The sequence below is a fragment of the Bradyrhizobium sp. Kon58 genome (assembly GCF_055807455.1).
In genome coordinates this window covers 68,827-95,274 of the sequence record NZ_JBVVOT010000004.1, presented here as the reverse complement: position 1 = coordinate 95,274, position 26,448 = coordinate 68,827, and the positions used below count along the sequence as shown (strand labels likewise).

Sequence of the window (26,448 nt, the reverse complement as noted above, 5' to 3'; positions counted from 1 at the left end):
CCATCGGCTTTATCGCTGCGGTTGCGGACACCAAGCCTAGGATGATCGCGGCTCGTCGTCATGAGGGCGGGAGCGACCCAGCTTTCACTTCCAAACCTCTTGCCGGCAATCATAGCAGCGATAGATCGGTAACTCGCACCTTACCGCAGCAGGGATCTTGCCATTTCAGGCGAATGGCCCGTTGCTCTAATCGCCTTCAGAATTCCCCCGCTACTACGCTTTTTCCCGCCGGAGACACCGCTGGAATAACAATGTGAATCGCGACTCCAGTTCGGCAAGGAACTATCCGCCCTCCGATGCGTTATGGCTTGTTCGGCGGCCCAGCGGGGGAGTCCGCCGGTTTCCTCCTGAACAGAATGGCCCCACGGCGGCCTCCTCTCGCCCCGAGAGAACCTTCTATGTCCAACGTCGAGGAATTTCCGCTCTCGGCCCGTCGCCAGCCCACGGAGTTTGCGGCTCTGGTGGCGGCCGGCCAGATCGCGCTGGATGCCATTCCTGGGGCGGTTTACCTTTGCGATGCTGAGGGATTGCTGGTGGCCTACAACACCGAGGCGGTGAAATTGTGGGGCCGGAACCCTGCCAAAAAGGAGCGCTTCTGCGGTTCGCATCAACTGTACCTTCTTGACGGAAGTCCACTTGCCCGTAGCGACTGTCCTATGGCCACGGCAGTTCGTGTTGGAACGCCGACCCGCAATGCCGAAGTCATAATGGCGCGGCCGGACGGCTCTCGCTTTACGGCCCTAGTCAACATCCGAGCGTTGCGCGACCACTCGGGAAGCATCCAGGGCGCCATCAACTGCTTTCAAGACATCACTGAACGCAAGCAGATCGAAGAAGAAGTCCGACAGAAAACGCAGGACCTGGAGGATTTCTTCGAGAACAGCGCGGTCGGCCTTCATATCGTCAGCGGCGAAGGCATTGTCCTTCGAGCCAACCGAGCCGAGTTGACTCTGCTTGGGTACAGCGCCGAGGAGTACATTGGCCGCCACATCGCCGAGTTTCATGCCGACGCTCCGGTGATCGGCGACATCCTTCAGCGCCTGTCCTGCGGCCAGCCGCTCGATCGGTATCCCGCGCGGCTGCGGGCGCGTGATGGCTCCGTTAAGCATGTGCTGATTACCTCAAACAGCCGCTTCGTGGATGGCAAGTTCGTTAATACGCGCTGCTTCACCATTGACGTATCGAAACTGCATGCTGCTGAAGAGGCACGACAAGCAAGTGAAGCCCGTCTCGCGGCGACTTATGAGGCTGCGAGCGTCGGCATCTCCGAGACAGACCATAACGGGCGCTTCTTGCGGGTGAACGATTCCATATGCCGCATCACCGGCCATTCGCGCGACGAATTGCTTGGAATGACCTTCCTGGATTACACCGCGCCGGATCATCGGGCGGAGGACGCCGAGCAATATGCGCGCCAAGTTCGTGGTGATATCGAGAACTACACCACCCGCAAGCGTGTGTTGCGGCCTGACGGGTCCATGCGCCATCTCGATGTTTTCAGTTCGTCGGTACGGGATTCGGCTGGACGCTTTCTTTACGGCGTCCGTGTTGCCCAGGACGTCACCACCGCCAAACTGTTGGAAGATCGGTTGCGCGAAGGCGAGCAGCGCATGCGCGATCTCCTTGAGGCTCTGCCTGCCGCGATCTACACCACTGATGCTGAGGGGCGGATTAATTTCTTCAATCGGGCCGCGGTCGAGATGGCGGGGAGAACCCCCCAGCCTGGCGATGAATGGTGCGTAACCTGGAAGCTATATTGGCCTGACGGCTCGCCTCTGCCGCACAATGAATGCCCGATGGCAGTGGCGCTACGTGAAAACCGCCCAGTTCGCGGTGCCGAAGCAATTGCCGAACGCCCAGACGGCAGACGCGTCCCGTTCATTCCTTATCCGACGCCGCTGCGCGATTCGGAAGGAAACATGGTCGGCGCCATCAACATGCTTGTCGATATCAGCGAGCGCAAACAGGCCGAGAATGCCCAAAAGGTGCTCATCGACGAACTGAACCACCGTGTGAAGAACACGCTAGCCACGGTGCAGTCACTTGCGAGCCAGACGGCTCGCCATGCTGCAGATCTGCAAGAGTTTCTGCCGACATTCACGGGACGGCTGCTGGCCCTTGCCCGTGCCCATGACCTTCTCACGACACGCAATTGGCAGGATGCCCCTTTCCCACAGCTGGTTCACGATATCGTCGCGCCTGTCTCCGGCGGACGGGTTGTCATAGGTGGGCCGAACGTCAATTTGGACGCTCGTACCGCACTGAGCGTCACCATGGTTCTCAACGAGCTTCTGACCAATGCGGCAAAGTACGGCTCATTGTCAGTGCCGAGCGGATCTGCTTCGCTAACCTGGAGTATCGTCGGCGGCGATCGGTCCCAGATCTCGCTAGAATGCGAATGGATCGAACGCGGTGGCCCACCAGTTGTGCCACCCAAGCGGCGAGGCTTCGGCACGAGGCTAATGGAACGCTGCGTCGAACATGATCTTGCCGGTGATTTCGACCTGGTCTTCGATCCAGAAGGGACGCGCTGCCGCATAGCATTTCCCATCAAGCTGACATCAGCTGCCAATGTCTGACGTAGCTGGCGTCAGGGTCCTCCTCGTTGAGGATGAAGGGTTGGTTGCGCTTATGATCGAAGACATGCTTGAGGAATTGGGCCTCAAGGTTGTTGCCTCTGCTGCCCATCTTGATAGGGCACGTGAGTTGGCGACCACCGGCTCATTCGATTTAGCGCTTCTGGATGTCAACTTGGCTGGAGAGTTTGTTTTCCCGGTAGCGCGCGTCCTGCGCGATCGAAGGATCCCATTCCTCTTCAGTACGGGCTACGGCGCACCTCCTTTGGAGGAGGAGTTCAGAGAAGTGCCCGCGATCGGCAAGCCATTCTCGGTAGACCAGTTGAGCGAAACATTGCGGACGCTTCTATCGCGTTCCTGAGGCTCTTCACCGTCTATCCTCCGCTGGGACGAGCTTTCGTCACTCAAGTTTCTCGGCGCTGACGTGCAGGATGAAGAGAGTGTTTTGCATTCGCCATTCCCTGCCGGGCACCAGCTTTCCATCAATCCCTTGCAACGTCTGAGCCGCCATAACAGTCGCTTCTTTCCAAGCCGCGTGCCGCCGCGAGCGCCTGACGCGTCTTGACCTCGCTTGGCTCCGTGGTGCGAAGGGAGAACCGGACGGCCTGAGCGCCTTCGCTAAGCGTCACGAAAACGAAGCGGTCACCGAGCGGAATCGCCAGCTCGGAACCGACCGCTTTGTGCCCTGAAAGGCCTTATCTATCTGGATTTGCTTGCGATCCAGAATCGTATGGTGCCCAGGAAAGGACTCGAACCTTCACGGCCGTTAAGCCACTGGCACCTGAAGCCAGCGCGTCTACCAATTCCACCACCTGGGCATGCCGGTTAGGCACGGAGGCGGTTACTACGGTTCGGTGACGCGGTTGTCAATTCATGCTTGAACCCCGCTTCGGGATGCGGATTGCGCATCGCAAACCGGCCCGATACAAGCCTGACGACACGCACTCTTCCCGCAGGATATGGACCCCAGGAATGGATCCCATGGCATCGAATCTGGACACGCTCGTCACGGTTTTCGGCGGATCGGGGTTTTTGGGCCGGAATGTGGTCCGCGCGCTGTGCCGGCGCGACTACCGGGTCCGGGTCGCGGTGCGGCGGCCGGAGCTGGCCGGCTACCTCCAGCCGTCCGGCAAGGTCGGGCAGGTCCACACCGTGCAGGCCAACGTGCGCTATCCGGCCTCGATCGAGGCGGCACTGCGTGATTCGCATGTGGTGATCAATCTGGTCGGCATCCTCGCCGAGGGCGGCGCGCAGAGTTTTGACGCCGTCCAGGCCAAGGGCGCCGAGACCATCGCCAAGGCGGCGGCCGCCGCCGGGGCACAGCTGATCCATGTCTCGGCGATCGGCGCCGACGCGGAATCGCCCTCGCGCTATGCCAGGGCCAAGGCGGCCGGCGAAGCCGCAGTCATGGCCGCGGTGCCGTCGGCGACGATCTTCCGCCCCTCCGTGATGTTCGGCCCCGAGGACCAGTTCACCAATCGTTTCGCGGCGCTGGCGCGGATGTCGCCGGTGCTGCCGCTGATCGGCGCCGACACGAAGATGCAGCCGGTCTATGTCGGCGACGTCGCCACCGCAATCGCGGACGCCGTCGACGGCAAGGCCAAGGCGGGCGCAACCTACGAGCTCGGCGGCCCGGAAGTGCTGACCATGCGCGAGATCATCGAGGCCATTCTCGAGATTGCCGATCGCAAGCCGATGCTGATGCCGCTGCCGTTTGGCCTCGCCCGCTTCAAGGCCAACTTCCTGCAATTCGCGCCGGGCGCGCTGAAGCTGACGCCGGACCAGGTCACGCTGCTCGCGCGCGACAACGTGGTTTCGGATGCGGCGAAGGCCGCTGGGCTAACGCTGGAAGGCCTCGGCATCACGCCCGACTCGCTTGAAGCGATCGCCCCGCAATATCTCTGGCGTTTCCGCGCCGCCGGGCAATTCCAGCGCAAGAGCGCGTAGGTTTTTTTCACCTCTCCCCGCTTGCGGGGAGAGGTCGGATCGCCCTTGCGATCCGGGTGAGGGGGTACGGGTCCCACCGCGATCTCAGGTGTGGAGAGAGGCCCCTCACCCCAACCCTCTCCCCGTAAGAACGGGGCGAGGGAGTGCACCGCAGCCTTGCTTCGGAAGTTTACCGCCCCAGCGCCAGCGCGATCAGGCCGAGCGTGCCGACGATCACGCGCCACCAGGCGAACACCACGAAGCCGTGGCGGGTGACGTATTCCAGGAACGTCTTCACCACGATGATCGCGGTGACGAACGACACCACGAAACCGATCGCGACGATGCCCATGTGGTCCATCGTCATCTCGGAGCGGTTCTTGTAGAAATCGTAGGCGAACGCGCCGATCATGGTGGGAATGGCGAGGAAGAACGAGAACTCCGCCGCCGCGCGCTTGTCGGCCCCGAGGAACATCGCCGCGACGATGCTGGCACCGGAGCGCGATACGCCCGGGATCATCGCGATGCACTGCGCGATGCCGATATAGAGATACATCAGCAGCGGAAACCGGGTGGCGTCGTGCTCGCGCGCCTTGAGATCGAGCTTGTCGACCCAGAGCAGGATGGCGCCGCCGACGATCAGCGAGAAGCACACCACCCACGGATTGAACAGCATGCTCTTGATGTATTTGCCGGCGACGAGACCGACGACGACAGCGGGTAGGAACGCCACCAGCACGCCGATCACGAAGCGACGCGCATAGGCGTCGCCCGTGAACATGCCGATCGCGACGTCCCACAATTTCTTGAAGTACAACACGACGATCGCGAGGATCGCGCCGAGCTGGATCAGGACCGTAAACGAATCCCAGAACGCGCCCTCGCCGAGATGGAAAAAGCGCTCCGCGAGCAGCAAATGGCCTGTCGAGGACACGGGAAGGAACTCGGTCACACCCTCGATGATGCCGAGGATCACTGCCCGTATTGCATCTGACATATTTACGGTCCATTTCGGCTGGAAAAGCGGGGTTCTTCTCGCCCATCCGCTCCCTTGCTGCAATCGCAAAATGCGGCGTCGCGCCCTTGCTTCGCGGTTTTGAATGACTAGTGTGGCGCCGCACAAACATTGATGGATTGTTAAGCACCATCACATAGTCAAAGGCTTCATGTTTACGCTGTTTCATCATCCGTTCTGCCCGCACTCGCGGTTCATCCGCCTGATCGCGGGAGAATACGGGCTTGAGCTGAAGCTGATCGAAGAGCGCAGCTGGGAGCGGCGCGAAGCGTTTCTGCTGCTCAATGCGGCGGGCACGACGCCCGTTCTGGTGGATGACGAGCAGCCGCCGATCCCGGGCGCGGCGATCGTGGCCGAATATGTCGACGAGGCCTACGGCTCCGAGATGGGACTGAAGCGCCTGATGCCGGACACGATCGGCGAGCGCGTCGAGGTCCGCCGGCTGATGGCTTGGTTCAACGAAAAGTTCTTCGAGGAAGTCTCCCACCCGCTCGTCACGGAGCGCATCTACAAGCGCTTCATGAGCGAGGACAACGGCGGCGGCCCGCCCTCGGCCGACGTGATGCGCGCCGCCAAGGCCAATGTGCGCTATCATCTTGCCTATATCGGCTGGCTGGCGCAGACGCGTAATTTCCTCGCCGGCGACCGGCTCAGCTACGCGGATCTCGCCGCCGCGGCGCACCTCTCGGCGATCGACTATCTGGGCGACGTGCCATGGAGCGAGGACGACGCGGCAAAGGCGTGGTACGCACGGGTGAAATCCCGCCCGTCGTTCCGTCCGCTGTTGAGCGAATGGCTGGCCGGCGTGCCGGCGTCGCGGACCTACGTGGACTTGGACTTCTGAACTCCGATCCGACCGAACTGAAGACCGCGCTCGCAAACGAGGCGCGCGCGCTCGGCTTCGACTGCATCGGCATCACGGAGCCCGGCACGATCGAAAGCGCCGGACAACATTTTCTCGAATTCATCGCATCGGGCGGCCATGGCGACATGGATTGGCTCGCCGCGCAGCCGGAGCGCCGGGTCGATCCGCGCGGGCTGTGGCAGGACGTGCGCAGCATCATCATGCTCGGCGTCAATTACGGCCCCGACCAGGATCCGCTCGCGATCCTGCAACAGCGCACACGCGCGGCGATCTCGGTCTACGCGCAGGGCGACGACTATCACGACCTCATCAAGAAGCGCCTGAAGGCACTGGCGCGATGGCTGATCGCGACCGCAACTTGCGAGGTGAAGCCTTGCGAAGTGAAAGTGTTCGTCGACACCGCAGCCGTGATGGAGAAACCCCTGGCGCAAGCCGCGCATCTGGGCTGGCAGGGCAAGCACACCAATCTGGTCTCGCGCGAATTCGGCTCATGGCTGTTTCTCGGCGCGATCTACACCACACTGGAGCTGCCGCGCGACGATGCCGAGATCGATCATTGCGGCTCGTGCCGGGCGTGTCTCGACATCTGCCCGACTGCGGCCTTCCCCGCGCCCTACAAGCTCGATGCGCGGCGCTGCATCTCGTACCTCACCATCGAGAACAAGGGACCGATCCCGCGCGAATTTCGCAAAAACATCGGCAACCGCATCTATGGCTGCGACGATTGCCTCGCCGCCTGTCCCTGGAACAAGTTCGCGCAGGAGGGCCGCGAGGCCAAGCTCGCCGCGCGTGACGCTTTGCGCGCGCCAGGTCTCGCCGAGCTCGCACGGCTCGACGACGCGTCGTTCCGCGCGCTGTTCACGAAGTCTCCGGTCAAACGCATCGGCCGCGACCGCTTTTTGCGCAACGTGCTGATCGCGATCGGCAACTCCGGTGATATCGCACTGGCGGACGAGGCGCGACGATTGCTGGAGGATGAGAGCGCACTGGTGCGCGGGGCTGCGGTGTGGGCGCTGGAGCAGTTGATGCCACGGGATGAGTTCGAGGCGATCAAGACGAATGCGATTGCTGGCGAGCGCGACGAAAGCGTGCGCGAGGAGTGGCAATCAGTCTCCTAACATTGCGCTGTCATGCCCCGCGAAGGCGGGGCATCCAGTACGCCGCGGCGTCTCGATGCAATCACAACCGCCTCGGAGTACTGGATCGTCCGCCTTCGCGGACGATGACAGCAGTTGTGTAGTGCGCAGTGCTGCGCCCCTGACATCTCGCCGCCACCCTTGATTTCCCCGCACGTTCCTCCAATCTCGCGCGTCATGACAAACATGCCTTTCTTCACCCGCGACGGCGACACATTCCATCCGACGGAAGTCGCCAACGGCCCCTGGGATCCAAAATCGCTGCACGGACGCGTCATTGTCGGCCTGCTCGGCTTCGCCATCGAGGAGCGCCATTCCGGCCCTGAATTCGTGCCGGCGCGGCTGACCGTCGACATGTTTCGGCTGCCGACCATCGACAAGCCGATCGAGGTGACGACACGGCTGGTGCGCGACGGGATGCGCATCCGCATCGTGGAAGCAGAGTTCTTTTCCGGCGGCGTCAGCATGGCGCGCGCCTCGTGCCAGCTGTTGCGGCGAACACAGAATCCGGACGGCAATGTCTGGTCGCCGCCGAACTGGGACGTGCCGAAGCCGGCCGACATTCCCAAGCCCACCGATCCCAGGCTCGGCATGAACGGCAAATGGACCACGCGACCGATCGTCGGCCAGATGGGCTCGCTCGGGCCACGAAAGCTCTGGATGAGCGAGGTGCGCGAGCTGGTCGCGGGCGTGCCGATGACGCCGTTCGTCCATGTCGCCACCGGCGCCGACTTCGCCAGTCCGTTCGCGAACGCCGGCGACAAGGGGCTCGGCTACATCAACAGCGACGTTACGATCTATCTGCACCGCCTGCCGGTGACGAACTGGATCGGCTTCGAGGTGGTGAACCACCAGGCCACCGATGGTGTCGCGATCGGCGAATGCTGGCTCTATGACGAGCAGGGCCCGATCGGCACCGCGACGGTCGCCGCGCTGGCGCAGCGCAAGCCGATGGTAAATCCGTCGAAGCGCTAAGGACGCCGAACGACGGCTAACCCAAGTGCCGCTGCATCTCCGGCCGCGCCTTGAGCTCCGCGCCCTGCCTGGCGACGATCTTGGCAATCCGTTCCGGCGCAAACTTCAGATCGACGAACGCCGGCGCGGTGTTGGCGACCTCCTGATAGCTGACGATCCTGCCGTCGCGGAGTGTCATGATCGCCACGCCCTCGAACATCGCCCGCGCGCCATCAGCCTCCGGCAAGGTCGAGCGATAGCTGAACGTGTAGCGCGCATAGAGCGTGGTGTCGTTCGACACCGGGTCGTGCATGTCCCAGCGGAAGTCGGTCGCCGTGCGATAGAACCAGTCGTCGATCATCGCGGCGATCTTCTCGCGGCCGGCGAAGGCGCCATAGAACACGTCGTGATAGACGCCATCCTCGGTGAAGAGATCCGCGAAGGCTTTTCCGTTGCGTTGTTCGACGGCGTCGCAGAACGCGCGCAGCATGGCGGTGGTCATGGGCGATTCTCCCGGTGCTTTTTATTGTGCCCTCGCCCCTTGCGGGAGAGGGCAGCTCCGCTCGTTGACACGCATTCACTTCGGTGAGGGGTTGTTTCCGCGAATGCGACACTCGCGTTTGCGGAAGCAACCCCTCATCCGGCGCTGCGCGCCACCTTCCCCCGCAAGGGGGGAAGGAAGAAAGCACTTCACCCGATCTCGGCCACCGCGGCAAGAATGCGGGCGATGTCCTGCGGGCGCGAGAGGCGATGATCGCCATCCTGGATCATGGTCAGCACGACGTCGTCGGCCGGCAGGCGATGGGTCAGCGCGAACGCGTGCTGCCAGGGCACGTCAGGATCCTGCGCACCTTGCAGGATGCGGACGGGACAGCCGAGATCAATGGCGCTGCCGAGCACGAGGTGGTTGCGCCCCTCCTCGATCAGATTCCGCGTGATCGGATAGGGCGAGCCGTCGCCATAGTCCGACGGTCTCAGCCAGACGCCTTTGGTCTCGATCTCTTTCTTCACCCCGGCCGGAAAATTCTTCCACATCAGCTCCTCGGTGAAGTCGGGCGCCGGCGCGATCAGCACCAGACCCGCCAGCGAGGCCTTGGCTTGCTGTTTCTCTTGCCGCTTCTTGATTTCGCGCGCGAGCAGCAGCGCCATCCAGCCGCCCATGGACGAGCCGATCAGGACTTGCGGGCCGGCGCAGAACCGCTCGAATACCGCGACGCTTTCCTCGAGCCAGCGCCCGATGGTTCCGTCGGCGAAATCGCCACCGGATTCGCCGTGGCCGGAATAATCGAACCGGACCACGGCGCGGCCGTGGTCCCGGGCCCATTCGTCCAGCGCCACGGCCTTGCTGCCCCGCATGTCCGATTTGAACCCGCCGAGCCAGACCAGCCCAGGTCCTTGCCCAGATTCTTGCTCAGATTCTTGGGCCGCGCGGCGGCGCACCGCGATCCTGCGTGCGGACGGGCCTTCGCCCACATCGATGAAGTCGAGCACGGCATCGGGAATTGGGTGATTCATGGAACGTTTACTCTGGCTGTGCGGTTTGAGCTGTCCGGACGTGCTCCGCAGCGCAGCTGGACGTCGTCATTGGCCCTTTGGGACGCTTGCGGAACAGAAGCAAGGTGTCTATGTCCCTCTGCGTGCCCCGCCGTGGCCAAAATGCCTCGCATTTGAGGCTTTTTCGACCGCCGCACGAGCGATTGCTTGCCGGCAACCGTATCTTCCTGCAAAATAGCCGCCTCTTTTCATAACTTTGGAGAACCACCCATTCGCCGTCCAAATAAAGCCCCGCCCACTGCCGCCAAAGACGGGCCGCGCATCAATGACGACATTCGCAATGCGCAGATCCAGCTGATCGATCAGACCGGTGACAACAAGGGCACCATCGAGACCGTCGCGGCTATCCGCCTGGCCCAGGAAGCCGGCATGGATTTGGTCGAGATCTCGCCGAACGTCAGCCCTCCCGTCTGCAAGATCATGGACTACGGGAAGTATAAGTATTCCGCGCAGAAAAAAGCCGCCGAAGCTCGCAAGCGGCAGAAGATCGTCGAGATCAAGGAGATCAAGCTCCGCCCGATGATCGACGACCACGATTATGAAGTGAAGATGCGCGCCATGCAGCGGTTCTTCGAAGAAGGCGACAAGGTCAAGATCACCCTGCGCTATCGCGGCCGCGAAATGGCGCACCAGGAGATCGGCACCAAGCTGCTCGACAAGATCAAGACCGACGTCGCCGAGCTCGCCAAGGTGGAGCAGGACGCGCGGTTCGAGGGCCGTCAGGTCGTCATGGTGTTGGCGCCGCGCTGACGCCGATCCTTTGAATTGGTAAATTCAACGGCCCGTCCGGATCTCCGGCGGGCCGTTTTGTTTTGGCCGAGGAGCAAGCGGGGGAGGGAGCCGCATCGCGTGCTTGGCGACTAGCTCCTCGTCGCTTGCCAGGTGCCGCTGCACTGATCGCCGGAGATGATACCCCTCCACGAACCGGCGCCGTTCACGCCAGCGAGCCGGCCGCCGCCGTGGGCATGGGACGCCCCGACCGAGACCTGGACCGCGACGGTACCGCTGCGCTTGACCGTGCCGGAGACCCGGCCACCGCCGGCGGACGACACCCGGCTGCCCGCGACGGTGAAGGGAACGCTGTAGCCGGAGCTGCAATTGCCGCGGGTGGTGGCGAAGGTGACGTTCCAGACGCCGTCATAGCCGCGGATGCGAGCATCGGCAGTCGAGGGAAACGCAGCCATGGCGAGCACAGCCAACAGCGCCAGGCGGCGCGGACGAGCGACATCCGTCAAAGACGGAAGCGATTGGGAAAAATAGGGCATTTTAATCCTGCTCCGGGCGACACGGCCCGGACATGAGGTTAGCAATTCCGGATAGTCGGCGGCTAGGTTCCACCGGTTCATCGTTGCCAATTCGCCCGTCCTCTGTCATAAGCCCAGCCTTCATTGCCCGGCTGATTAAGGGCTGCCGTGGCGGTGTCCGTGCGGGTTTCGCGCTTGTTCGCAAAACCTGAGCACAATCAACGCTCTAACGAGCATTTTGACGGCCAGCCGCCTTCGCGGGCGGATTTCTATGGCCATTAGGAGAGCCAAATGCCCAAGCTGAAGACCAAATCGGGCGCTAAAAAGCGCTTCAAGGTGACTGCCACCGGCAAAGTGATGTTCGCTCATCGCAGCAAGCGTCACGGCATGATCAAGCGGACGAAAAAGCAGATCCGGCAGCTGCGCGGCACCGCCGTGCTGTTCAAGACCGACGGCGACAACGTCAAGAAGTACTTCTTGCCGAACGCCTGATCGCGTCCAAGATCGTTCAAGATCATTGCCACCCGCGCCGCAGCTTCGCGGCGATCCGAACATCAAGTCACTTCTGAAGGATATTTGTCATGGCTCGCGTCAAACGCGGTGTGACCGCCCACGCCAAGCACAAGAAAGTCTACAAGGCCGCCAAGGGTTTCCGCGGCCGCCGCAAGAACACGATCCGCACCGCCAAGCCGGCGGTCGAGAAGGCTCTCGTGTATGCCTTCCGTGATCGCAAGCGCAAGAAGCGGACGTTCCGCGCGCTCTGGATCCAGCGCATCAACGCTGCCGTGCGTCCGTTCGGCCTGACCTACAGCCGCTTTATCGACGGCATGGCCAAGTCCGGGATCACCGTGGACCGCAAGGTGCTGTCGGATCTCGCGATCAACGAGCCCGCGTCGTTCCAGGCGATCGCCGAGAAGGCCAAGGCCGCTCTGGCGGCCTGAGCACGCTCGCGCTAACGGCCGGCTGCGCCGGCCTTCAGCGCGCGTTGCGAGTAGCGCTGGGCGATCTCCGCCCGGCAGAATGCCGTGAACGACAGATACATGGTGCCGGATTTATTCCGGTACTTCCGGTCGCACGCGCGCATCTCGCGTTGGTAAGCCTGTTTCCGCGCAATGTTGAGGCCGGGCATGAAGTCCGCCTCGCATTTCTTCTCGACGGCGGCGCCGAGCTGGACATCGCCGCTCGCGGTCAGTTGGCAATCCTGAAACATTTTCATCGCGCTTTCGCAGCCCTTCTGGGCAGCGATGGTGTCGACGACCTCGTCCAGCGTCATGGATTTCTCCATGCAGACCATGGCGCGCGCCGGGGTGCTCGCGACCAAGAGAACGACGGCGAGAGCAGCCCGACCGGATCTTGAGAGCATCGTGAAAGCCTCCTCGTATCCCCCTTGGTGCCAGCCTCCCGCGCGAGGTTCAACCCAGCCGCTCGTCAGCCCGAATGACCGGCTTTTCGCTTGACGTTACGGCCTTCGGGCGGCGACAACCCAGCCGAATTTGGCAGCAGGGATTTGACCGTGTCCGACCTCGCAATGCTCGAAACATCCATCCTCGACCAGATCGCCGCCGCCGGCGACGAGGCCGCCCTCGAAGCGGTGCGCGTCGCTGCCCTCGGCAAGAAGGGTTCGATCTCGGCACTGCTTGCCACGCTCGGAAAAATGTCGCCGGACGAGCGCAAGACCCAAGGCGCCGCGATCAACCAGGCCAAGGACAAGGTCACCGAAGCACTCGCCGCGCGGCGCGACGTTTTGAAATCCGCCGCGCTCGACGCGCGGCTTGCGTCGGAAACCATCGACGTCACCCTGCCGCTGCGCGATGCGCCGGTCGAGGCCGGCCGCATCCATCCGCTGAGCCAGGTCTGGGACGAGCTGACCACGATCTTTGCCGACATGGGATTCTCGGTCGCCGAGGGTCCCGATATCGAGACCGACGACTACAACTTCACCAAGCTGAATTTTCCGGAAGGCCATCCCGCGCGCGAGATGCACGACACCTTCTTCTTCCATCCGAAGGAGGACGGCTCCCGCATGCTGTTGCGAACCCACACCTCGCCGGTGCAGGTGCGCACCATGCTGAGCCAGAAGCCGCCGATCCGCGTGATCTGCCCGGGCCGCACCTATCGCATCGATTCGGATGCGACCCACACGCCGCAGTTCCACCAGGTCGAAGGCCTCGTCATCGACAAGCACTCTCATCTCGGCCACCTCAAATGGATCCTGCACGAGTTCTGCAAGGCGTTCTTCGAGGTCGATCACATCAACATGCGCTTCCGGCCCTCGTTCTTCCCGTTCACCGAGCCGTCGCTGGAAGTCGACATCCAGTGCCGCCGCGACAAGGGCGAGATCCGCTTCGGCGAGGGCGAGGACTGGCTCGAGATTCTCGGCTGCGGCATGGTGCATCCAAACGTGCTGCGCGCCTGCGGCATCGATCCCGACGAGTACCAGGGCTTCGCCTGGGGCATGGGCATCGACCGCATCGCCATGCTGAAATACGGCATCGCCGATCTGCGCCAGCTGTTCGACAGCGACGTCCGCTGGCTCTCCCATTACGGCTTCAAGCCGCTGGAAGTGCCGACCCTCGCGGGAGGGCTGAGCTCGTGAAATTCACCCTCTCCTGGCTGAAAGACCATCTCGACACCGACGAGCCCTTGGACAAGCTCGCCGAGAAGCTCACCATGATCGGGCTCGAGGTCGAGAACATCGAGGACAAGGCGAAGGCGCTGAAGCCGTTCACCATCGCGAAGGTGATCTCCGCCGAGCAGCATCCGAATGCGGATCGGCTGCGCGTCTGCATGGTCGACACCGGCGACGGTGGCGCGCCCGTGCAGGTGGTGTGCGGCGCGCCCAATGCGCGGACGGGTCTCGTCAGCGTGTTTTCACCGCCCGGCACCTACATTCCCGGCAAGGACATCACGCTCGGTGTCGGCACCATCCGCGGCATCGAGAGCCGCGGCATGCTGTGCTCGGCGGCCGAATTGCAGATTTCCAACGACCATGACGGCATCATGGAATTGCCCGCGGATGCGCCGATCGGCGCTGCTTACGCCGCATGGGCCGGCCTCGGCGATCCCGTGGTCGAGATCAATCTGACCCCGAACCGGCAGGACTGCACCGGCGTGCACGGCATCGCGCGCGATCTTGCCGCCGCCGACATGGGCAAGTTCAAGGACCCCACCATCAAGCCGATCAAGGGCGAATTCCCGTGCCCGGTGAAGATCACGGTCGAGGAGGCCGCGCTGTGCCCGGGCTTTGCACTACGCCTCGTGCGTGGCGTGAAGAACGGACCGTCGCCGGAATGGCTGCAGAAGCGGCTGACCGCGATCGGTCTGCGTCCGATCAACGCGCTGGTCGACATCACCAACTTCATGACTTACGACCGCGCACGGCCGCTGCACGTGTTCGACGCGAAGAAAGTGAAGGGCAATCTCGTGGTGCGCCGCGCGCGTGACGGCGAGACGCTGCTCGCGCTTGACGGCCGCAGCTACAATCTCGATCCCGCAATCTGCGTGATCGCGGACGAGCACGGCGTCGAATCGCTCGCCGGCATCATGGGCGGCGAGGCTTCGGGCTGCGACGAAGGCACCACCGACGTGCTGATCGAATCGGCGCTGTGGAACGAGATCAACATCGCCCAGACCGGCCGCAAGCTCGGCATCAATTCGGACGCGCGCTATCGTTTCGAGCGCGGTGTCGATCCGGCCTTCATGGTGCCGGGGCTGGAGCTCGCGACCAAGCTCGTGATGGAGATGTGCGGCGGCACGCCGTCGGAGAATGTCGTGGTCGGCAAGACCTTCGGCGACGACCGCGTGATCGATTTTCCGGTCACCGAGGTCAAGCGCCTCTCGGGCATCGAAGTGCCGATGCCGGAGATGAAGCGCATCCTGACCCATCTCGGCTTCATGATGGCGGGCCCGGGCCCGGTCGTGAAGGTCGCGGTGCCGTCGTGGCGGACCGACGTGCATGGCAAGGCCGACATCGTCGAGGAAGTCATCCGCATCCACGGCGTCGACAAGGTGCCGATGACGCCGTTCGAGCGCGGCGAGGACGCACGCAAACCCGTGCTGACTCCGCTCCAGTTCCGCACCCGCCGCGCCAGGCGCGCGCTGGCGAGCCGCGGCATCATCGAAGCGGTGACCTGGTCCTTCATCACCAAGTCTGCCGCAAAGCTGTTCGGCGGCGGCCAGCGCGAACTCGAGGTCGCCAACCCGATCGCGTCGGATCTCTCCGACATGCGCCCGACCCTGTTGGCGGGCCTGATCGCGGCGGCGCAGGCCAATGCCGATCGCGGTTTTGGCGATGTCGCGCTGTTCGAGGTCGGGCAGGTGTTCAAGGGCGATCGCCCGCAGGATCAGTTCATGGCGGCAAGCGGCGTCCGCCGCGGCTTTGCGTCGTCGCAAGGCCTCGGACGGCACTGGTCGGGTTCGGCGCAGGCTGACCTGTTCGACGCCAAGGCCGATGCGCTCGCGGTGCTCGCCGCCGCCGGCGCACCGATGCAGGCCCTTCAGATCGTCGCGGGCGGCCCGTCCTGGCTGCATCCCGGGCGCTCCGGTACGATCCAGATCGGGCCGCAGAACGTGCTGGGCTATTTCGGCGAGATGCATCCGCGCGCGCTCGAGGCGCTCGGCGCCGGCGGCCCGCTGATGGTATTCGAGGTGATCCTCGACCGCATCCCCGAGGCGAAGAAGAAGCCGACCCGTGCCAAGCCCGTGATCGAGCTGTCGGCATTCCAGCCGGTCTCACGCGATTTCGCCTTCATCGTCGACCGCACCGTGAAGAGTGGCGACATCGTGCGCGCGGCTCAGAGCGTCGACAAGAAGCTGATCACCGCCGTGAACGTGTTCGACGTCTACGAAGGCAAGGGCATCGACGACGGCAAGAAGTCGATCGCCATCGCGGTGACGATCCAGCCGCGCGAAAAGACCCTGACCGACCAGGAGATCGAGGCCGTTGCCGCGAAGATCGTGGCGGAGGTGACGAAGAAGACCGGCGGCACCTTGAGAGCATGATCATGCTCGAGAAATCATAGAGCATGAGTCTCACTGACTTTCTTCCGAAGGACGTCAGCCTCACCATTGCGATGGCGCTCTGCGCCGTCGCTTTCGTTTCAGGCACCGCGCGCGGCTTCTCCGGCTTCGGCTCGGCGCTGATCTTCATGCCGCTGGCGAGCAGCATCGCGGCGCCGCGTCTGGTTGCCGCGCTGCTCCTCGTGATCGATTTCGTCGCGGCCGCGCCGCTGCTGCCCGACGCCTGGCGCAAGGCCGATCGCAAGGCCACCGCCGTGATCGTGCTGGGCGCGCTGGTCGGCGTCCCCGTCGGCACCTATTTCCTCAGCGTGCTCGAACCCGTTACGACGCGATGGATCATCTCCTGCTTCGTCGCCGCGCTGTTGCTTCTGCTGCTGTCGGGCTGGCGCTATCGCGGCAAAGACCACGCCTGGCTCTCGGTCGGCATCGGCAGCCTCTCCGGCTTCTGTAGCGGCCTCGCCCAGACCGGCGGCCCCCCAATCGTCGGCTACTGGCTAGGCCGCCCGATTGCATCGATCGTCGCGCGCGCCAACATCCTGCTGTTTTTTGGCGCGTCGGATTTTTTCTCGATGGTCAGCTACGCGACCACCGGCCTGATCTCACGCGAATCGCTCGTGCTCTCGCTCATCGTCGGGCCGGTCTATGCGATCGGCGTCGCCTTCGGCGCGTCGCTGTTCGGCCGTGCCAGCGAAAAGGTGTTTCGTGGGATCTGCTACGCGCTGATCGCGATCGCGGTGATCGCCGGGCTGCCGCTGCTGGATGGGGTGTTGCGGTAGCCATCAATTGTCGTCCTGGCGAAAGCCAGGACCCATTACCCCGGTCAGTGTTTGTAGCGCGAGTTGGCGACCAAAAGTCTTCGCCAAACGACTTCCCGGGGTAATGGGTCCTGGATCTGCGCTGCGCTTGTCCAGGACGACGGCTGAATCAACTGCCCTATTGCCGCGGCGCCCGCCGCTTCTTCGTCGACTGCGTCGGCACATCGGCCGGCTCGTCCTTCAGCGCGCCGATCTTGCGCAAGGCTGCGTCCGCGGCGCGCTCGCCGCTTTCCCAGGCGCCGTCGACGGTGCCCCACAGCGTCTCGTGCGTGGCTTCGCCGGCGAGGAACATGTTGCCGATCGGCTCGGCCAGGATTCTTCGCGAGAGCTGACCGCCGGGCGAGGCCGCCGACATCGCACCCATCACGAAAGGCGAGGCGTTCCAGCGCGTCACGCTGGCTTTCTGCACGGCGGCGGCGACTTCGCTGCCGAACAGCTTTGTGATCCATTCTCTGGCGAAGGCAGTCATCGCCTTTTCGCCTTGCTGGGTGAGATCGCGGCCGAACGAGCCGCCGACATCGATCGAGCACAGCGAGGATCCGCCGATATTGGCGAACATCAGCGCCGTGCGCGTCGAGTTGCTCTGCTCGATCAGGATGTCGTCGCGCGACAGGCCGAGCGGATTGCCCGGCAGTTGCAGCACGATGTGATCGTAGCTTCCGAGCGTGAGCTTTGAGGCGGCATCGAGCGTGCGCTTTGGAATGTCAGGCCCAAACTTGATCGCGCCCGAAATCAGCACATTGGTCGAGACCGTGATGACGGCGGCGCGTGCGGCGATCTTGCCGGCCTGTGTCTCCACGCTGACGTCGCGATTGCTCCAGACGATCCGGCTCGCCGGTGTCGACAGCGCGACCGGCGCCTGCTCGCCGAGTTTGGTGATCAGGGTCCCCAGGCCCTGGCGGCAGGCGATCGCGGCGTTGCGATCCTGTGCCCGCGCCTTGTCGATCGCAGACAACTCCTTCAGGTCCTTGCCGGCGAAGCTCGCGCCCAGCATGAACTCGGCCGCGCCGGCCCAGTCGCCGAGGTCCTTCGGCAGCACCGAGGCGCAGGCGGTATCGAGCTTGCCGCGCGCGGCCTCGTCGATGGCGCGGTTGGCGCGCACCAGCGCCGCCAGGAATTCCTCGGTCTCGCCGGCGCGTGCGTTGCGGCGGCCGATGCGCATCTTCTGGCCTGACGGCGCCGGCAGAACGTCGAGCCCGGCGCTGCGCGCCAGCCGGATCATCGGATTGGTGTCGGGATTGTGCATCCAGCGCGCGCCGCGATCGAACGGCGTGTCGAAGGTGGTCGTATCCGTGATGCAGCGGCCGCCGATCTGCGACGCAGCTTCCACCACCACGACCTTGCGATTGGCCGCCATGATGCGCCGCGCCGCGGCAATTCCGGCCGCGCCCGCGCCGATCACGACAATGTCAGCCTCGCGCGGCAGGGGCGCGGCGGTCGCGCGCAGGACCGGCATCGCGGCAAGGCCCGCCGACGCCGATAGGAAGCTGCGGCGCGTGATTGTCATGGCATGGTTTCCGGAGACTTGCAGCAAACGGGAACAGCTAGCGAACCTTGCCGTATCTGATGTTGCGCGGCAACCATCATGGTGAATCAATCGTGCTTGATGTCACGGAGCGATGAACCGAATTGCAACACGTTCAGACCATGGTAGAGAAGAGAAAAAGACGGCCGGAAAAGGCCGTGGGGGAGTTTTGAAATGGGGACGGTCCTGGATTCGGTCGGCAAGCTGATTGCCGCGTACCTCTCGAAGGAGGTGCCGGGCTATGAGCCGTTCACGCCGAGCGACCCCGAGCATCTGCGCGGCGTCATCGAGCCCGGCGACGTGCTGCTGGTCGAGGGCAACAACCGCATCTCGGGCATCATCAAATATCTGACGCAGTCGACCTGGTCCCACGGCGCACTCTATGTCGGCCCGATCGAGGGCGCGGAAGAGCCCGACGGCGAGCCGCACGTGCTGATCGAGGCCAATATCGGCGAAGGCGTCACCTCTGCGCCGCTGTCGAAATATTTCCCCTATCACACCCGCGTCTGCCGCCCGGTCGGGCTGTCCTATGAGGACCGCACCACGGTCTGCCGCTATGCGATCAACCGCATCGGCTTCGGCTACGACACCAAGAACATCGTCGACCTGATGCGCTTTCTGTTTCCGCTGCCGATCCCGCAGCGCTGGCGGCGCCGCATGATCTCGATCGGCTCGGGCGATCCCACCAAGATCATCTGCTCGGCGCTGATCGCGCAGGCGTTCGACGCCGTGCGTTACCCGATCCTGCCCAAGATCACCAAGGCCGGCAGCCGTGCTGCCCGCCGCGAGATCCTGCACATCCGCGATTCCTCGCTCTACATGCCCCGCGACTTCGATATCTCGCCCTATTTCGAAGTCGTCAAACCCACCATCGTGCACGGCTTCGACTACACCGCCTTGCACTGGGCCGACAAGCAGAAGCCGCTCGAGGAGGTAGCCGGCACCTTCGGTGTGTTTCCAGAAACGTTCAGTGCGCCGCCGCTCGTTCCTGAAGCGATTGACGAAGAGGCGCCGGTTCCGGCTGAAGAAGTGATGCGTGAGGCGGCTGCGGAGATGAGCGTTGCCTTCTCCGAGCATTTTGTGCTGCTGAACGATCTCGCAAAGTACCGCGCGCAGGGACATGCGCGGGCGATGGCGGCGTAGCCGTCCCTCCAACATCGTCATTGCGAGCGAAGCGAAGCGCTCCTCGCAATGACGGCGAGCTACCGCTCCGCCCGCCCAATCACCGCCATCAGCTCCGCGATCTTCTCGCGCTGGTCGGCCTTGTCGCCGCTCGCGATCGCATGTTCGACGCAATGGGCGACGTGATCTTTCAGAACCTCTTCCTCGACCCGGCGCAGCGCGGCGCGCACCGCCGAGATCTGCGTGACGATGTCGATGCAATAGCGGTCCTCCTCGACCATTTTCGAGAGGCCGCGAACCTGCCCCTCGATCCGGCCGAGACGTTTTCCGACGGATGCCTTGATGTCCTTGCGCATGCGGCCTATATACCCCCCCAGGGTATAACTTGCAAGGCCGGAGCGTGGCAATGAACGACGCCGAACACGAACACCATCACAAGCCGGAAACACATTCCGGATGCGGCTGTTCCAGTAAGGCTGCCCCGGTCGACAAGCCCGCGGCTGCGTCCTGCTGCGGCGCGCACGGCGATCACGCACACGGCGCCGCGGCAAAAGTCCGCGATCCCGTCTGCGGCATGACGGTCGATCCCGCGACGTCCAAGCACCGCTTCGACCATCACGGCGAGACCTTCCATTTCTGCTCGGCCCGCTGCCGCACCAAATTCGCCGAGGACCCCGCAAAGTACCTCGCAAAGCAAAAGACGCCCGAGCCCGAGATGCCGGCGGGTACGATCTACACCTGCCCGATGCATCCGCAGATCCGCCAAGTCGGGCCCGGAAGCTGTCCGATCTGCGGCATGGCGCTGGAGCCGGAAGTGGCGAGCCTGGAGACCGGCCCGAATCCGGAACTCGCCGACATGACGCGGCGGTTCTGGATCGGCGGCGCACTGGCTTTGCCGGCCGTGGTGCTGGAGATGGGCGGCCATCTCGCGGGCCCGCACAACTGGATCGATGCGACGCTGTCGAACTGGATCCAGCTCGTCTTCACCACGCCCGTGGTGCTGTGGGCCGGCTGGCCGTTCTTCGTTCGCGGCTGGCAGTCGCTGCTGACGCGCAACCTCAACATGTTCACGCTGATCGCGATGGGCACGGGCGTTGCCTATGTCTACAGCCTGATCGGCACCATCGCGCCGCAGATTTTTCCGGCCACCTTCCGCGGCCATGAAGGCGCGGTCGCGGTCTATTTTGAGGCCGCGGCGGTCATCACCGTGCTGGTGCTGCTCGGTCAGGTGCTGGAGCTGCGCGCCCGCGACGCGACCTCGGGTGCGATCAAGGCGCTGCTGCAGCTCGCCCCGAAAACCGCGCGCCGCGTCGACGCTGACGGTAGCGAGCACGAGGTCGAGATCGACGCACTTCATGCCGGTGACCGCTTACGCGTGCGTCCGGGCGAAAAAGTGCCGGTCGACGGCGTCATTCTGGAGGGCCGTTCCTCGCTCGACGAGTCGCTCGTGACAGGCGAATCCATGCCGGTCACCAAGGAGACCGGCGCGAAGGTGATCGCGGGCACGCTCAACCAGTCCGGCAGCTTCATCATGCGCGCCGACAAGGTCGGGCGTGAGACGCTGCTGTCGCAGATCGTGCAGATGGTCGCCGACGCGCAGCGCTCGCGCGCGCCGATCCAGCGCCTCGCCGACCAGGTTGCGGGCTGGTTCGTGCCGATGGTGATTGCGGTCGCGGTGGCTGCCTTCGCGGCCTGGGCCTGGTTCGGGCCGGAGCCGCGGCTGGCCTTCGGCCTCGTCGCCGCCGTCAGCGTGCTGATCATCGCCTGCCCCTGCGCGCTCGGCCTGGCGACCCCGATGTCGATCATGGTCGGCGTCGGCCGCGGCGCGCAAGCAGGCGTGCTGATCAAGAGCGCCGAGGCGCTGGAGCGGATGGAGAAGATCGACACGCTGGTGGTCGACAAGACCGGCACGCTGACCGAGGGCAAGCCGAAGGTGGTCGCGATCGTGCCGGCGGCCGGCTTTGCGGAAGACGACATCCTTCGCATGGCCGCCAGCGTCGAGCGCGCCAGCGAGCATCCTCTGGCCGACGCGATCATGCGCGCGGCGAAGGAGAAGCAGCTCGCGCTCGGCCAGGTCGAACAATTCGATTCGCCGACCGGCAAGGGCGCCACCGGCAAGGTCGACGGCAAAGCCATCGTGCTCGGCAATGCCAAATATCTGACGTCGATCGGCATCGACACCAAAGCGGTCGATGGCGAGGCCGAACGGCTGCGCGGCGATGGCGCGACCGTGATCAACATGGCGGTCGACGGCCGGCTTGCCGGCCTGTTCGCGATCGCCGATCCGGTCAAGGCTTCGACCCCGGAGGCGCTGAAGGCACTCGCGGCCGAGGGCATCAAGGTCATCATGCTGACCGGCGACAACCGCACCACGGCGGAGGCCGTGGCGCGCAGGCTCGGCATCGCCGATGTCGAGGCCGAGGTGCTGCCGGACCAGAAGAGCGCGGTGGTGACAAAGCTGCAGAAGGCCGGCCGCAGCGTCGCCATGGCTGGCGACGGGGTCAACGACGCGCCGGCGCTGGCCGCTGCCGAAGTCGGCATCGCCATGGGCACCGGCACCGACGTGGCGATGGAGAGCGCCGGCGTCACGCTGCTGAAGGGCGATCTCACCGGCATCGTGCGGGCGCGAAAACTGTCGCAGGCGACCATGAGCAACATCCGGCAAAACCTGTTCTTTGCCTTCATCTACAACGCCGCCGGCATTCCGATCGCGGCCGGCATCCTCTATCCGACCTTCGGCGTGCTGCTGTCGCCGATCATCGCCGCGGCCGCGATGGCGCTCTCTTCGGTGAGCGTCGTTGGAAATGCGCTGCGGCTGCGGGCGACGCGGCTGTGACAGTGGACTCCTTCGCCCCGCACTTCGCGGGCAGAGGGTTGGGGTGAGGGGGAGTCTCCATGGCGACGGTGGCAATTGGACTCGCGGATGCTCCCCCTCACCCGGAATTCAAGCTACGCTCGAATTCCGACCTCTCCCCGCAAGCGGGGCGAGGTAAGAAAGAGCAGTACCTGCAGAGAGGACTTGATGCAGAGAATTACGATCACGATCGAGGACGATCTGCTGTCGGAGATCGACGCTGCGGCGGACGCGCGCGGCTACCAGAACCGCTCCGAGATCATCCGCGATCTCGCGCGCGCCGGCTTGCAACAGAGCAGCGAGGACACCGCACAGGCAGGGCCCTGCGTCGCCGGTCTCGTCTATGTCTACGACCACGCCGCCCGCGATCTCTCAAAACGCCTGGTGCAGGAATTCCATGGTCACCACGACCTCGCGCTGGCGACGCTGCATGTCCATCTCGACGACAACAATTGCATGGAGATGACGGCACTGCGCGGCGACGCCTCCGAGGTCAGACATTTCGCCGACCACATCATCGCCGAACGCGGCGTGCGTTATGGACGCGTGGTGATGATCCCGACGGGGGACAGCAAGCAGGCGAAAGCGCGGAAGCACGGGCACCGGCATGAGTGATACTTCTCCCTCTCCCCGCCTGCGGGGAGAGGGTTCGGGGTGAGGGGGAGTCTCCGCGGGGGCGGTAGCAGTTGGACGCGCGGAGACTCCCCCTCACCCGGATCGCTGCGCGATCCGACCTCTCCCCGCAAGCGGGGCGAGGTGAAGAAAGAGCTCAGGCCGCCTTCGCGCTCCCACCCGGCAGCCCCGCCCGGGCGAGGCCGCCGTAGAGCTGCTCATTCGGCATCTCCTCGCGCAGGATCCTGCGCACCGTGATCAGCTTCTCCAAATCGATGCCGGTCGGAAAACCCTTGCTCTCGCACAGGAAGACGAGATCCTCGAACACGACATTGCCGGTCGCACCGGGCGCGAAGGGGCAGCCGCCAAGGCCGCCGAGCGAGCCGTCAAGGATACGCGCGCCTTCGTCGAGCGCCGCGGCCGCGTTCGCGATGCCCATACCGCGGGTGTCGTGGAGATGGATGCAGATCGGCTTTGACCCTGCGAGCTTCACCGCGGCGCGCGTCAGCTCCGCCACCTGCTTCGGCCCGGCATAGCCGACGGTGTCGGCGATGCCGACGAAATCGACACCAGCCTCCAGGCATTTGTCGACCAGCCGCAGCACCTCCGCAGGGTCAACCGCCCCGGTGATCGAGCAGCCCAGCGCCATCGAGATCGCTGCGTTGACGAGCGGCTTGTGGCTGGTGGCATCGCGCATCTCGCACAGGCGTTTCAGATTGGCGATCGCGGACTCGCGTGAGCGGTGCGCATTGGCCTGGCTGTGCTCTTCCGTTGCCGAGACCACCGAGGCAATCTCGCCGACGCCTGACGCCAGCGCCTCGTTCACGCCGCGCTCGTTGAGCGCAAGCGCGATGCCATGCGCGCCGGGCAATGAAGCGACGGTCGTGACGACGTCGCGAACATCGACGAATTGCGGAAACGTCTTTGCCGGCAGGAACGAGCCGACCTCGAAATGGCGCACGCCGGCGGCATATTCCTCCCGCACCCAGCGCTGCTTGGCGTCGGTCGACGGAATTTTCTTCACGAGCTGGAGCCCGTCGCGCAGGCCAACTTCGCGCAGGCTGACGCGCTCTGCGGGGTAAATCTCCTGAATTCGGCTCATTCGCGCCTCCCTGTTGTTTTTGACGTGACGTCCTCATTTTCGTTGTCGATCTCGGCGCGAACGGCCGCCGTGTCGGCGCCGAGCGGCGCGACCTTCAGACCTTCGCCGATATGGCTACCGTTCCATTCGATCGGCAGCGCCGGCACCCGGAACGGCTTGCCGTCGGCGGTGACATTGTTGACGAGCCCGCCCGGCCGCAGGACATGCGGATCGGTGAAGAGATCCTCGGGCCGGTTGATCGGCGAGAAGCAGATGTTGAGCGCATCGAGCCTCTGCGACAGTTTTGCCACGTCCCATTGCCTGATGATGTCGGCGGCGCGCGGAATGATCCGGCCACGCGCCAGGATACGATCGGTCGTGGTGCGCAAGGCGGGATCATCGAGGAATTCAGTCAGCCCGAACTCGCGGCAAAAGCTCTGCCAATGGCCTTCGGTGACGACGCCGATGAAGATACGCTCGCCGCCGGCGGTCTCGAAGATGTCGTAGATCGGCCAGGCATGCTCGCGCTCCGGCATCGAGCGCGGCTTGTTGCCGGTCATCTCGTATTCGACCATGTGCTGGGCGACCAGGAACAGGCAGTTCTCGAACAGGCCGATGCGGATGTCGGCGCCGTCGCGTTTTCCCCCGCGCTTCTGATAGAGCGCCGCGAGGATCGCGATCACGCCGAACATGCCGCCCATGATGTCGTTGGCGGACGAGCCGACGCGCTGGGGCTTTTCGCTGGTGCCGGTCATGGCGGCAAGGCCCGCCATCATCTGCACGACCTCGTCGAGAGCGGGGCGGTGCTCGTAGGGACCTGAGAGAAAACCCTTGTGGCCGGCGATGATCAGCTCCGGATGCCGGCGGCGCAGTTCGTCGGCGCCAAGCCCCTGCTTCTCGAGCTGGCCGTCGCGAAAATTCTCAAGGAACACGTCGGCCGTCGCCAGCAGCCGGTGCATGGTGTCGCGATCCTCAGGCTTCTCGAAATCCAGCACCACGCTGCGCTTGCCGCGGTTGAACAACGGGAAGAAGGCGGTGCCCATGCCTCCCAGGCTTCGGGTCTTGTCGCCCGCGGGCGGCTCGACCTTGATCACGTCGGCTCCGAGCTGCGCCAGGATCATGCCGCAGGTCGGGCCCATGACCATGTGGGTCATCTCGACGACGCGGACGCCTGCAAGCGGCAATCCGGCCGCCGATTCTTCCATCGCCATATGCGCCTGTTCCTTTGCCCGGCTGGTTCCGCGTGTTGTCAAGCGGGTTGGTGAAGCAACGGTCTTGCCGCATTCATCGTGGCTTCGTTGATGCGGGCGGTCAATCCGGCCATGAGCGGCGCCGCCGATCTCCCTTGCCGAACTGACCCGGGGTGTCTACCTCTCGCGAGTGATTTCGTGAGAGGAACTCCCATGCTGGATGCCGCCGTCAAGGCGCTGTCGCAAATGATGTCGCCGGCGATGCGCTCGATCCTGTGGCGGTCGATCGGCGTCGCACTGGTGCTGATCATCGTGCTGGCGGTCGGCTTGCAGCGCCTGCTGAGCTGGTTTGCGACCTATGGCGAGGCCTGGCTGGAGGGCCTGCTCGGTCCGGGCTGGCACGCATCGCTCGAGGTGTTGTCCTGGATCATTTCGATCGCCGCAGGCCTCGGCGTCGTGTTCGGAGCTGTGTTCCTGATGCCCGCGATCACCTCGCTGGTGGCGAGCCTGTTCGTCGACGACGTCGCCGACATCGTCGAGCGCGAGCACTATCCGGCCGACCGGCCCGGCGTCGCGCTGCCGTTCAGCCAGGCGATCTACGAGGGCGTCAAGACCGCGCTGCTGACGATCCTGGTCTACCTGATCGCCTTGCCGCTGGTACTTTTCGCCGGCGCCGGTTTCCTGGTCTTCTTCCTCGCCACGGCCTGGCTGCTCGGCCGCGAATATTTCGAGCTCGCGGCGATGCGGTTTCGCTCGCCGGAAGAAGCCAAGGCGATGCGGCGCGACAATGCCGCGACCATCTTCACCGCGGGCCTCTTCATCGCAGCCTTCGTCTCGATCCCGATCGTCAATCTGGCGACGCCGATCTTCGCCATGGCCTTCATGGTCCACATGCACAAGCGGCTGTCAGGCTCGCGACCCGAGCTGATCGAGCCGGCGCGGCAGATGCGGTGACGGTGT

At 64.2% G+C, this 26,448-nt stretch carries 25 protein-coding genes and 1 tRNA gene; 16 read left to right on the top strand and 10 right to left on the bottom strand.

What is annotated here, in order from left to right; translation table 11 throughout:
• Positions 1 to 398 precede the first annotated feature (398 nt).
• Together AC0L20_RS09205 and AC0L20_RS09200 are read left to right on the top strand one after the other, a co-directional pair.
• Complete coding sequence (locus AC0L20_RS09205) at positions 399 to 2,579, top strand: PAS domain-containing sensor histidine kinase (protein ID WP_473288262.1); 2,181 nt, start codon at positions 399 to 401, stop codon at positions 2,577 to 2,579.
• Positions 2,572 to 2,937, top strand: a complete 366-nt coding sequence (locus AC0L20_RS09200; protein ID WP_473288261.1) for a response regulator — start codon at positions 2,572 to 2,574, stop codon at positions 2,935 to 2,937. Before AC0L20_RS09205 ends, AC0L20_RS09200 begins: the two co-directional genes overlap by 8 nt.
• Before the next feature lie 370 nt (positions 2,938 to 3,307).
• Here AC0L20_RS09200 and AC0L20_RS09195 read toward each other — a convergent pair.
• Positions 3,308 to 3,394: transfer RNA gene (locus AC0L20_RS09195), tRNA-Leu, on the bottom strand.
• Positions 3,395 to 3,557: 163 nt separating this feature from the next.
• On the opposite strand from AC0L20_RS09195, the gene AC0L20_RS09190 reads away from it, so the two are divergent.
• A complete protein-coding gene (locus AC0L20_RS09190) occupies positions 3,558 to 4,523 on the top strand; it encodes a complex I NDUFA9 subunit family protein (RefSeq protein ID WP_473288260.1) in 966 nt (321 codons plus the stop codon).
• A 169-nt stretch (positions 4,524 to 4,692) separates the two neighbouring features.
• Here the strand turns inward: AC0L20_RS09190 and AC0L20_RS09185 are convergent, their stop codons facing one another.
• On the bottom strand, positions 4,693 to 5,499 hold the full coding sequence (locus tag AC0L20_RS09185) for an undecaprenyl-diphosphate phosphatase (RefSeq protein WP_027566187.1): 807 nt from the start codon (positions 5,497 to 5,499) through the stop codon (positions 4,693 to 4,695).
• A 169-nt stretch (positions 5,500 to 5,668) separates the two neighbouring features.
• On the opposite strand from AC0L20_RS09185, the gene AC0L20_RS09180 reads away from it, so the two are divergent.
• The 3 genes from AC0L20_RS09180 to AC0L20_RS09170 all read left to right on the top strand — a co-directional run bounded on the left by AC0L20_RS09180 (position 5,669) and on the right by AC0L20_RS09170 (position 8,493).
• Complete coding sequence (locus AC0L20_RS09180) at positions 5,669 to 6,361, top strand: glutathione S-transferase family protein (protein WP_007598553.1); 693 nt, start codon at positions 5,669 to 5,671, stop codon at positions 6,359 to 6,361.
• Positions 6,310 to 7,500 carry a tRNA epoxyqueuosine(34) reductase QueG gene (queG, locus tag AC0L20_RS09175; protein WP_473288259.1) on the top strand — a complete coding sequence of 397 codons (1,191 nt, stop codon included), beginning with the start codon at positions 6,310 to 6,312 and terminating at the stop codon, positions 7,498 to 7,500. Before AC0L20_RS09180 ends, queG begins: the two co-directional genes overlap by 52 nt.
• Positions 7,501 to 7,695: 195 nt before the next feature.
• On the top strand, positions 7,696 to 8,493 hold the full coding sequence (locus AC0L20_RS09170) for an acyl-CoA thioesterase domain-containing protein (protein ID WP_473288258.1): 798 nt from the start codon (positions 7,696 to 7,698) through the stop codon (positions 8,491 to 8,493).
• A gap of 16 nt (positions 8,494 to 8,509) precedes the next feature.
• Here AC0L20_RS09170 and AC0L20_RS09165 read toward each other — a convergent pair whose 3' ends face one another.
• Both AC0L20_RS09165 and AC0L20_RS09160 read right to left on the bottom strand, forming a co-directional pair.
• Positions 8,510 to 8,974 (bottom strand): nuclear transport factor 2 family protein, encoded by a 465-nt coding sequence (locus tag AC0L20_RS09165; protein WP_473288257.1) that lies wholly within the window; start codon positions 8,972 to 8,974, stop codon positions 8,510 to 8,512.
• A gap of 188 nt (positions 8,975 to 9,162) precedes the next feature.
• Positions 9,163 to 9,987 (bottom strand): alpha/beta hydrolase, encoded by an 825-nt coding sequence (locus AC0L20_RS09160; RefSeq protein WP_473288256.1) that lies wholly within the window; start codon positions 9,985 to 9,987, stop codon positions 9,163 to 9,165.
• Between the two features lie 249 nt (positions 9,988 to 10,236).
• Here AC0L20_RS09160 and infC point away from each other — a divergent pair, with 249 nt between their 5' ends.
• On the top strand, positions 10,237 to 10,776 hold the full coding sequence (gene infC / locus AC0L20_RS09155) for a translation initiation factor IF-3 (protein WP_085349942.1): 540 nt from the start codon (positions 10,237 to 10,239) through the stop codon (positions 10,774 to 10,776).
• 110 nt (positions 10,777 to 10,886) lie between these two features.
• Here infC and AC0L20_RS09150 read toward each other — a convergent pair whose 3' ends face one another.
• Positions 10,887 to 11,291 carry a hypothetical protein gene (locus tag AC0L20_RS09150; protein ID WP_473288255.1) on the bottom strand — a complete coding sequence of 135 codons (405 nt, stop codon included), beginning with the start codon at positions 11,289 to 11,291 and terminating at the stop codon, positions 10,887 to 10,889.
• A 270-nt stretch (positions 11,292 to 11,561) separates the two neighbouring features.
• On the opposite strand from AC0L20_RS09150, the gene rpmI reads away from it, so the two are divergent.
• Together rpmI and rplT are read left to right on the top strand one after the other, a co-directional pair.
• Positions 11,562 to 11,762: a 50S ribosomal protein L35 gene (rpmI, locus tag AC0L20_RS09145; RefSeq protein WP_007598540.1), complete on the top strand. Its 201-nt coding sequence runs from the start codon at positions 11,562 to 11,564 to the stop codon at positions 11,760 to 11,762.
• Positions 11,763 to 11,851: 89 nt separating this feature from the next.
• On the top strand, positions 11,852 to 12,211 hold the full coding sequence (rplT, locus tag AC0L20_RS09140; RefSeq protein ID WP_007598538.1) for a 50S ribosomal protein L20: 360 nt from the start codon (positions 11,852 to 11,854) through the stop codon (positions 12,209 to 12,211).
• Positions 12,212 to 12,222: 11 nt separating this feature from the next.
• On the opposite strand, the gene AC0L20_RS09135 is transcribed toward rplT, so the two are convergent.
• The gene (locus AC0L20_RS09135; RefSeq protein ID WP_473288254.1) at positions 12,223 to 12,633 is read right to left on the bottom strand and encodes a hypothetical protein; all 411 of its coding nucleotides are present in this window, start codon (positions 12,631 to 12,633) and stop codon (positions 12,223 to 12,225) included.
• Between the two features lie 150 nt (positions 12,634 to 12,783).
• Here AC0L20_RS09135 and pheS point away from each other — a divergent pair, with 150 nt between their 5' ends.
• The 3 genes from pheS to AC0L20_RS09120 are packed head-to-tail and all read left to right on the top strand — an operon-like array spanning position 12,784 to position 17,065.
• Positions 12,784 to 13,866 (top strand): phenylalanine--tRNA ligase subunit alpha, encoded by a 1,083-nt coding sequence (gene pheS, locus AC0L20_RS09130; protein ID WP_456766966.1) that lies wholly within the window; start codon positions 12,784 to 12,786, stop codon positions 13,864 to 13,866.
• Complete coding sequence (gene pheT, locus AC0L20_RS09125) at positions 13,863 to 16,271, top strand: phenylalanine--tRNA ligase subunit beta (RefSeq protein WP_473288253.1); 2,409 nt, start codon at positions 13,863 to 13,865, stop codon at positions 16,269 to 16,271. Before pheS ends, pheT begins: the two co-directional genes overlap by 4 nt.
• Before the next feature lie 23 nt (positions 16,272 to 16,294).
• Positions 16,295 to 17,065 carry a sulfite exporter TauE/SafE family protein gene (locus tag AC0L20_RS09120; RefSeq protein ID WP_473288252.1) on the top strand — a complete coding sequence of 257 codons (771 nt, stop codon included), beginning with the start codon at positions 16,295 to 16,297 and terminating at the stop codon, positions 17,063 to 17,065.
• Between the two features lie 157 nt (positions 17,066 to 17,222).
• Here AC0L20_RS09120 and AC0L20_RS09115 read toward each other — a convergent pair whose 3' ends face one another.
• Positions 17,223 to 18,611: a flavin monoamine oxidase family protein gene (locus AC0L20_RS09115; RefSeq protein WP_473288251.1), complete on the bottom strand. Its 1,389-nt coding sequence runs from the start codon at positions 18,609 to 18,611 to the stop codon at positions 17,223 to 17,225.
• Positions 18,612 to 18,803: 192 nt separating this feature from the next.
• Here AC0L20_RS09115 and AC0L20_RS09110 point away from each other — a divergent pair, with 192 nt between their 5' ends.
• A complete protein-coding gene (locus tag AC0L20_RS09110; RefSeq protein ID WP_473288250.1) occupies positions 18,804 to 19,772 on the top strand; it encodes a YiiX/YebB-like N1pC/P60 family cysteine hydrolase in 969 nt (322 codons plus the stop codon).
• A gap of 59 nt (positions 19,773 to 19,831) precedes the next feature.
• On the opposite strand, the gene AC0L20_RS09105 is transcribed toward AC0L20_RS09110, so the two are convergent.
• Positions 19,832 to 20,107, bottom strand: coding sequence for a metal-sensitive transcriptional regulator (locus tag AC0L20_RS09105; protein ID WP_007598521.1), 276 nt, complete (start codon positions 20,105 to 20,107; stop codon positions 19,832 to 19,834).
• Positions 20,108 to 20,157: 50 nt separating this feature from the next.
• Between AC0L20_RS09105 and AC0L20_RS09100 the strand changes: the two genes are divergently transcribed.
• Both AC0L20_RS09100 and nikR read left to right on the top strand, forming a co-directional pair.
• Complete coding sequence (locus tag AC0L20_RS09100; RefSeq protein WP_473288249.1) at positions 20,158 to 22,587, top strand: heavy metal translocating P-type ATPase; 2,430 nt, start codon at positions 20,158 to 20,160, stop codon at positions 22,585 to 22,587.
• Positions 22,588 to 22,773: 186 nt separating this feature from the next.
• Complete coding sequence (nikR, locus tag AC0L20_RS09095; protein ID WP_473288248.1) at positions 22,774 to 23,220, top strand: nickel-responsive transcriptional regulator NikR; 447 nt, start codon at positions 22,774 to 22,776, stop codon at positions 23,218 to 23,220.
• A gap of 154 nt (positions 23,221 to 23,374) precedes the next feature.
• On the opposite strand, the gene AC0L20_RS09090 is transcribed toward nikR, so the two are convergent.
• Together AC0L20_RS09090 and AC0L20_RS09085 are read right to left on the bottom strand one after the other, a co-directional pair.
• Positions 23,375 to 24,319 (bottom strand): beta/alpha barrel domain-containing protein, encoded by a 945-nt coding sequence (locus AC0L20_RS09090; RefSeq protein WP_473288247.1) that lies wholly within the window; start codon positions 24,317 to 24,319, stop codon positions 23,375 to 23,377.
• Positions 24,316 to 25,509 carry a CoA transferase gene (locus AC0L20_RS09085; RefSeq protein ID WP_473288246.1) on the bottom strand — a complete coding sequence of 398 codons (1,194 nt, stop codon included), beginning with the start codon at positions 25,507 to 25,509 and terminating at the stop codon, positions 24,316 to 24,318. Before AC0L20_RS09085 ends, AC0L20_RS09090 begins: the two co-directional genes overlap by 4 nt.
• Positions 25,510 to 25,701: 192 nt before the next feature.
• Between AC0L20_RS09085 and AC0L20_RS09080 the strand changes: the two genes are divergently transcribed.
• Positions 25,702 to 26,442, top strand: coding sequence for a sulfate transporter family protein (locus AC0L20_RS09080; protein ID WP_473288245.1), 741 nt, complete (start codon positions 25,702 to 25,704; stop codon positions 26,440 to 26,442).
• Positions 26,443 to 26,448: the final 6 nt, after the last annotated feature.